Source organism: Glycomyces sp. L485, from assembly GCF_022548875.1.
In the GTDB taxonomy this organism is placed as follows: domain Bacteria; phylum Actinomycetota; class Actinomycetes; order Mycobacteriales; family Micromonosporaceae; genus Glycomyces.
The window spans coordinates 1-905 of the sequence record NZ_JAKZEW010000087.1; the positions used below are offsets into that span (position 1 = coordinate 1).

The 905-nt window shown below is 68.8% G+C and carries 1 protein-coding gene; it reads left to right on the forward strand.

The window, feature by feature from the left end; all coding sequences use genetic code 11:
- Positions 1–905, forward strand: a 905-nt coding sequence (locus L0U85_RS20130; RefSeq protein ID WP_241379555.1) for a transposase, incomplete at both ends; no start/stop codon positions are given.

Sequence of the window (905 nt, forward strand, 5' to 3'; positions counted from 1 at the left end):
CGTGCTTTCCGGTCGCGGCAGCGGTGAACCGGATCGACCGGGCGGCTTCGCTGATCTATCTGGCGTGCGCGATCGTTTTGGGCGCGACGAGCATCAGTGCCGCGGAGCGGATGGCCCACCATCACGGGCCGCTGGGGCTTGCGGGCGGGTCGGACTCCACGATCTGGCGGCTGCTGGACGGGATCGACGACCGCGTGGCGCGGCGGATCGCGACCGCCCGCGCGAAGGCACGCCGCCTCGTGTGGGCGCTGCTGGCCGAGCGTGAACAGGGTTTCCCCTGGATCGCTCTCGCCGGGAAGACCCTGACCGGGTGGATCGTCATCGACATGGACGCCACGATCGTCGAAGCCTCCTCGAACAAGGAAGGCGCTGCCGGGACGTTCAAGGGATCCTATGGACATCACCCGCTCGCGGCGTGGTGCGCCAACACGTTCGAGGCCCTGGCCATGATGCTCAGGGCAGGGAATGCGGGCTCGAACGACGCTGCCGACCACGTCACGGTCCTGACCTGCGCATTGAAGCAGTCGCCGCGGGCCGGCTATCGGAAGATCATGGTCCGTATCGACGGCGCCGGGGCCACACACGCGCTCATCGAACACCTCGAAGCGTTGAACACCGCGATCCGGCGCCTGGTCTACACCGTCGGCTGGACCATCACGAGCGCCGACGAGGCCGCGATAGGGGCCCTGCCCGAGACGGTCTGGTCGGTCGCGGTCGCCACCGACGGTGCGGCCACGCCCGGGTACGAGATCGCCGAGCTCACCGGCCTGAACACCCGGCCCGACTGGCCCGGGCACCTGCGGCTGATCGTGCGCCGCTGCCGTCCCTCACGCCGCCAAGCGAAGAAACTCACCGCGTTCGAACGCTCCACCGGGTACGTCTACTCGATCACCGCGACCAACATC